This window comes from Sphingopyxis sp. (assembly GCF_025869345.1).
Classification (GTDB): domain Bacteria; phylum Pseudomonadota; class Alphaproteobacteria; order Sphingomonadales; family Sphingomonadaceae; genus Sphingopyxis.
This window is the reverse complement of record NZ_JAOZVW010000102.1, coordinates 909-6,791: the sequence shown is the minus strand read 5'-3', so window position 1 is coordinate 6,791 and position 5,883 is coordinate 909. Positions and strand designations below refer to the sequence as shown.

Annotated in this window: 7 protein-coding genes; 1 reads left to right on the top strand and 6 read right to left on the bottom strand. The window is 66.2% G+C overall.

Annotation, left to right across the window (positions count from 1 at the left end; all coding sequences use genetic code 11):
- Positions 1-114 precede the first annotated feature (114 nt).
- From OJI97_RS10725 to OJI97_RS10715, 3 genes are read right to left on the bottom strand one after another with little or no spacing between them, the layout of a single operon-like run.
- Positions 115-573: a MaoC family dehydratase gene (locus tag OJI97_RS10725; RefSeq protein ID WP_297663343.1), complete on the bottom strand. Its 459-nt coding sequence runs from the start codon at positions 571-573 to the stop codon at positions 115-117.
- A 13-nt stretch (positions 574-586) separates the two neighbouring features.
- The gene (locus OJI97_RS10720) at positions 587-2,158 is read right to left on the bottom strand and encodes an alkaline phosphatase D family protein (protein ID WP_297663341.1); all 1,572 of its coding nucleotides are present in this window, start codon (positions 2,156-2,158) and stop codon (positions 587-589) included.
- A gap of 55 nt (positions 2,159-2,213) precedes the next feature.
- The gene (locus OJI97_RS10715; RefSeq protein WP_297663339.1) at positions 2,214-2,951 is read right to left on the bottom strand and encodes a glutaredoxin family protein; all 738 of its coding nucleotides are present in this window, start codon (positions 2,949-2,951) and stop codon (positions 2,214-2,216) included.
- 40 nt (positions 2,952-2,991) lie between these two features.
- Between OJI97_RS10715 and OJI97_RS10710 the strand changes: the two genes are divergently transcribed.
- Positions 2,992-3,393, top strand: a complete 402-nt coding sequence (locus tag OJI97_RS10710; RefSeq protein ID WP_297663337.1) for a MerR family DNA-binding protein — start codon at positions 2,992-2,994, stop codon at positions 3,391-3,393.
- A gap of 232 nt (positions 3,394-3,625) precedes the next feature.
- Here the strand turns inward: OJI97_RS10710 and ychF are convergent, their stop codons facing one another.
- Genes ychF through pth form a run of 3 tightly spaced genes read right to left on the bottom strand, consistent with a single transcriptional unit; the run spans position 3,626 to position 5,712 of the window.
- Positions 3,626-4,723: a redox-regulated ATPase YchF gene (ychF, locus tag OJI97_RS10705; RefSeq protein WP_297663335.1), complete on the bottom strand. Its 1,098-nt coding sequence runs from the start codon at positions 4,721-4,723 to the stop codon at positions 3,626-3,628.
- A gap of 3 nt (positions 4,724-4,726) precedes the next feature.
- Positions 4,727-5,146, bottom strand: a complete 420-nt coding sequence (locus OJI97_RS10700) for a GNAT family acetyltransferase (RefSeq protein WP_297663333.1) — start codon at positions 5,144-5,146, stop codon at positions 4,727-4,729.
- Positions 5,143-5,712, bottom strand: coding sequence for an aminoacyl-tRNA hydrolase (gene pth / locus OJI97_RS10695; RefSeq protein ID WP_297663345.1), 570 nt, complete (start codon positions 5,710-5,712; stop codon positions 5,143-5,145). Before pth ends, OJI97_RS10700 begins: the two co-directional genes overlap by 4 nt.
- Positions 5,713-5,883 lie beyond the last annotated feature (171 nt).

Genomic DNA, 5,883 nt, shown 5'->3' with positions numbered 1-5,883 from the left:
TTGCCCCCCCCCCCCCCCCCCCCCCCCCCCCCGCGGGGCCGGGGCCCCCCGCCGCCCGCCGTTCCCCCCCCCCCCCGCTCACCCGGGGGGGGGTGACGGGGAGGGGAGTCGCGATCAGTCGGTGCCGCCGACGTCGCGCACCCGGATCAGCCCCGCCGAGCGCATCGTCATCACCGGCTCGTCATGCTGATTGAACACGGTCATCCGCGACTGGATGATCCCCATTTCGGGGCGGCTCCCCGATCGCCGCTTTTCGAGTATTTCGCTCTCGCAGCGCAGCGTGTCGCCCGGATAGACGGGTTTCAGCCAGCGCAGATCCTCGATCCCCGGCGAACCCAGCCCGGCCTGTTCGTGCAGTTTCATGTCGTCGACCATCATCCGCATCATCATCGCGCCGGTATGCCAGCCGCTCGCCGACAGACGCCCGAAATAGGTCTGCGCCGCCGCTTCGTCGTCGAGGTGAAAGGGCTGGGGGTCATATTTGGACGCGAAGTCGATCACTTCCTCGCGCACCACCTCTTTGCTGCCGAACCGCCGGACCACGCCGATCTCGATATCCTCATAATAAAGCAAGATAATTCCCCGATCAGGCCGACATCTTGATGCCCGCGACGCCATTCTCGACGACGCCCGTCGCGCGCTTCGACAGCGTGTTCACCGGCGTCGTCACCTTGTCGACGGTCATGAAATGCGTCTGCCACGCCTCGCGCCCGACTTCACAGACCATATAGCCGCGCAGGTCGTTGGCGAATTTGAGTTCGGGGTTGCGCTTCAGGAAGACGTCGGTGCCCTTGCGCAGGTCGCTGCCGTCGCCGCCGCTGGTGATCGAGGTGCCGACGAACTCCGCGCCGACCACCTTGTCCTTGAGGATCAGGTCGCCGCAGAAATTCTGATGCTCGTCACCGGTGATGACGACGGCATTCTTGAGGCCCGCGAGCCGCGAGAGCATCCGTTCGCGCGGTGCTTCATATCCTGCCCAGCTGTCGAGGTTGAGGATCTTCTCCGGATCGCGGTCGTCGCGCTGGCGGTCGAGCGACATCATCGTCACCTGCTGCGCGATGCCGTTCCACGTCGCGCCGCCTTTCGCCAGATTCTTCGCGAGCCAATCGTCCTGCGCCTTGCCCAGCACCTCGGCATTTTTGGCGAAGACGTCGGGGCAGGCGGGCTTGAAGCCGTCGCCGCACGGCTGGTTGTCGCGATATTGGCGCGTGTCGAGGATCTGCATCGACAGGAGGTCGCCGTAACGCAGCTCGCGGTTCGCGGCGATGAAGCCGCCCTTGGGGAGCAGCGCCTTGCGCACCGGCATATGCTCGTACCAGGCCTGGAACGCCGCCTGCCGCCGCAGCATGAAGATGTCGGGCGGCGGCGCATCGGGGTCGTTTTCGTCGAGCCCCATCTTCCAGTCGTCATAGACCGACACCCAGTCGTTGCGGATTTCATGGTCGTCGAAGCTGGAGATGAAGGCGTGCGCCGACCGCGCCGCCTGCATGTCGATGTCGAGCAGCGTCTGCGTATAGGAGGTGCGGAAATCGGTCAGGTCCTGCAACCCGCGCAGCGCATATTTGCGCACCGGCCGCACCGGCAAGCCGTCGGGAAAGAGATAATCCTGCTGATATTCATAGATGAAGTCGCCGTAATGATAGACGAAGGCGAGGTCCTCGCGCGCCAGATGGCGATAGGCGCCGTAAAAGCCCGATTCATAATGCTGGCAGCCGCAGACCCCGAATTTCAGCGCGTCGGTGCGCGCGCCGACAGCAGGAAGCGTGCGCGCGCGCCCGCGCAGGCTGCGCTCGCCGCCCGCGGTGAAGCGGTAATAATAGGGGCGGTCGGGTTTCAGCCCCGTGACCTCGACATGGACGCTGTGGCCGAGCTCGGGCCGCGCGAGTTCGGTGCCCTTCGCCGCGATGGTGCGAAAACCGCCGTCCTCGGCGACCTCCCACTCGACTGGCACATTGACCAGCGGCATCCCGCCGTGCCGCTCCATCGGGTCGGGCGCGAGCCGTGTCCAGATCACGAAACCATCGCTCGCCGGGTCGCCCGCCGCGACGCCCAGGCTGAACGGAAAATCGCGGAAGAAGCCCGCTTCCGCGCGCAGGATCGCGGGGGCCGACAGGCCGGCGAGCGTGGCGGTGGCGAGGAAATGGCGGCGGTTCAGCATGGGCGCTCCACAAGCAAGGACGACTCAACGCCAGCGGCATAGCCCAGCTATCCGATCAGAACCACATCCGCGCCATCCACAGCGCCATCGCGACCATCATGACATTCTCGGTCAGCGAGACGAAGCCGAGCGGCACCTTGCTGCTGCCGCCGACGCAGGCGCATTTGATGTCGCGCCTATCGACATAGACCGCCTTGAACACCGACGCCGCGCCGATGCCGCCGATGAAGAGCGCGACCGGGATCGACAGCCAGGGCAGGGCGTGCGCGGTCATCAGCACCCCCGCCAGTCCCTCGGCGAACGGATAGAGGCTCGCATAAGGCACCCAGCGCCGCGCGAGCAGATCGTAATTCAGGAACATTGTCGCGAACTTGTCGACGTCCTGCAATTTGAGCAGCGCGAGCACGATCATGCTGAACGAGATGAACCATTCGGCCGCGCGCAGCGTGAAAGGGGTGCCGTCGACGGCAAAGCCCGCCGCGAGCGCCATCAGCGCGGTCATCGCGAACAGCGCGATCACGGGCGTGTAGCTGGTCGCGTCGGGGTCGGCGACCTTCAGCCCGAAATGGCGACGCAAATCGTCATAGCCGCCGATGCGCACCCCATCGATGAAGGTCTGCGGTGTCGTCTTGACGCTATGCTCGGCCTTGAACGCGTCGGTCTCCTCGCGCGTCGTCAGCCAGCGGTCGTCGACCGCGAAGCCGCGGCTTTTCAGAAGATGTTTTGCCTTGAGGCCATAGGGGCAGATATGCCCCGGCATGACCATGCGATGGAGGATTGCCTGTTTCGTCATGCGCCCCATATAGGGTCTGTATCATGGTACGGAGTCAAGCATGTCCTTCACGATCGGCAAATTGGCCGCCGCGGGCGGGGTGGGGGTCGAAACGATCCGCTATTACCAGCGCCGCGGCTTGATGGGCACGCCGGTGCGCAGCGGCGGCGACGGCTGGGGCGGCGGCGTCCGCCGCTATGGCGAGGACGATGTGCGGCGGCTGAAATTCATCCGCGCGGCGCAGGCGTCGGGCTTCACGCTCGACGAAATATCCGAACTTCTCGCGCTCGAGGAAAGCGATGACCGCGTCCGCGTGCGTGCGCTGGCGCGCCAGCGGATCGACGCGCTCGACGCGAAGATCGCGCAGATGACCGAGGCCCGCGCGGCACTGACTCGGCTGGCGGAGCAATGCGCGGCGAGCGACAGGGGACCGTGTCCGATCTTGGCGGCGTTCGAGCCGTAAGGCTTGGAGACCGAAACGGATTCGCCGCCAACGACCGGTTGCGGTCGTTGGCGGAGCTTGCTCTCTCCCCTTCAGGGGAGAGATACGAAGGCTTGCCGGTTTACCGGCTAGCCGGAGTTGAGAGGGGCGTGGACGCCTCCCCCTCTCCCAACCCTCTCCCCTGAAGGGGAGAGGGCTTTACGTCCGCTCCCCGCCCCAAAGTCGCCCTGCGGCCTGTTGGGGCGCCGCCCGATCAACTATGCAAAAAGTGCATGACGTCGCCGTCCTGCACCACATAACCCTTGCCCTCGGCGCGCAGCTTGCCCGCTTCGCGCGCCTTGGCTTCGCCACCCAGCGTAACATAATCGTCGAAAGCGATCGTTTCGGCGCGGATGAAGCCCTTCTGGAAATCGCTGTGAATCTCGCCCGCGGCTTCGGGTGCGCTCGCGCCCATGTGGACGGTCCAGGCGCGCGCTTCCTTCGGCCCGACGGTGAAGAAAGTCAGCAAGTGGAGCAGTTCGTATCCCGCGCAGATCACGCGCGCGAGCCCGGTTTCGTGGAGGCCCATCTCCTCGAGGAACATCATCCGTTCGTCGGCGTCCATGCCGACCAATTCGCTCTCGATCGCCGCCGAGACGATCACCGCCTGCGCGCCTTCCACCTTGGCGCGTGCGAAGACGGCTTCGCTGTGCGCATTGCCGGTCGCGGCCTTGCCCTCTTCGACGTTGCAGACATAGAGGACGGGCTTGGTGGTCAGGAGCTGCGCCTGTTTCAGGATGCGCTCCTCCTCGACATCCTTGGGCTCGGTCAGCCGCGCGGGCTTGCCCTGCCGCAGCAGATCGAGCGCCTGACCCAGCACCGACGCCGCGGCCTTGGCTTCCTTGTCGCCGCCCGTCGCCTTTTTGGCGAAGGCGGGAACGCGCTTTTCGAGGCTTTCGAGGTCGGAAAGCAGCAGTTCGGTCTCGACCGTTTCGGCGTCCGCGACCGGGTCGACCTTGTTCTCGACATGCTGGATGTCGTCATCCTCGAAACAGCGCAGGACGTGGACGATCGCGTCGACCTCGCGGATGTTGCCGAGGAACTGGTTGCCGAGCCCTTCGCCCTTCGACGCCCCGCGCACCAGCCCCGCGATATCGACGAAGGCGAGCTGGGTCGGGATGATCTTCTGGCTGCCCGCGATCGCGGCGAGCTGGTCGAGCCGCGCGTCGGGGACCGCGACATTGCCGATGTTCGGCTCGATCGTGCAGAAGGGATAATTCGCCGCCTGCGCCGCCTGCGTCTCGGTCAGCGCGTTGAACAGGGTGGACTTGCCGACATTGGGCAGCCCGACGATCCCGCATTTGAAACCCATTTTCTAACCCTTTTGACCAAGCCAGCGCGCAAAGACGCGCACCGGCTGATATTCCCAATCGAGGCGCTCATAGAGCCCCGTGGCGGGATTGCCATCCCGAACCATCAATTCGACCTTCGGACAGCCGCGCGCGCGAAGCCAGTCGCAACCCTCGTCGAGCAGCCTCCGCGCGATGCCGGAGCCACGCCGGTCGGGCCGCACGCCCAGATAATAGACCCAGCCGCGATGCCCGTCGAAGCCCACCATGATCGTCCCGACGATCGCGCCTTCTGCTTCGGCGAGCAGGATCGTCGATGCGTCGTGGCCCAGCACGCGATCGAAATCGGCGCCGGGGTCGTTCCACGGCCGGGTGAGGTCGCAGCTTTGCCACAGGGCGACCACGGCGTCGCGGTCGGCGGGCGTCGCGGCGCGGATCGCCGTCACGGCTGCAGCCGCAGCGCGAGATCGTTCTGAAAGCGCACATCGTCGCCGTCGGCGAGCCAGCCCGCTTCGGCCGCGATCGCGCCGAGCAGGTCGGTCAGCGGTTCGATCTCGCTCTTGTGATAATTGCCGAGGACGTGGCCGGTGACGCGGTCCTTGTGCCCCGGGTGGCCGATGCCGATGCGCACGCGGCGGAAATCGTCGCCGATATGGGCGATCATGCTGCGGATGCCGTTATGCCCCGCCGCGCCGCCGCCGCGCTTCACCTTCACCTTCATCGGCGCGAGATCGAGCTCGTCGTAAAAGGCGGTGACGTCCTGCGGCGTCAGCTTGTAGAAATCCATCGCGGCGCGCACGCTGCGGCCGCTTTCGTTCATGAAGGTGCCGGGTTTCAGGATCAGGACACGTGTCCGGCCGATGCGGCCGTCCTGGATCCAGCCCTGGAATTTCTTCGCGGGAGCGGAAAAACCGTGCGTGTCGGCGATGACGTCGGCGGCCATGAAGCCGACATTGTGGCGGTGCATCGCATATTGAGGCCCGGGATTGCCGAGACCGACCCAGAGCTGCATCATAATCTCCCCTCCCCTTCAGGGGAGGGGCCGGGGGTGGGGGCCATCGGCCGCGCGCCACCCCGCGAACCCCCCCCCCCACCCCACCCCCCCAGGGGCGGGGGGGGTTGGGGGGGTGGGGGTTTGGCCCCCCAACGGGGCGGGGGGGCCCGGGGGCAGAGGGGGGGGGGC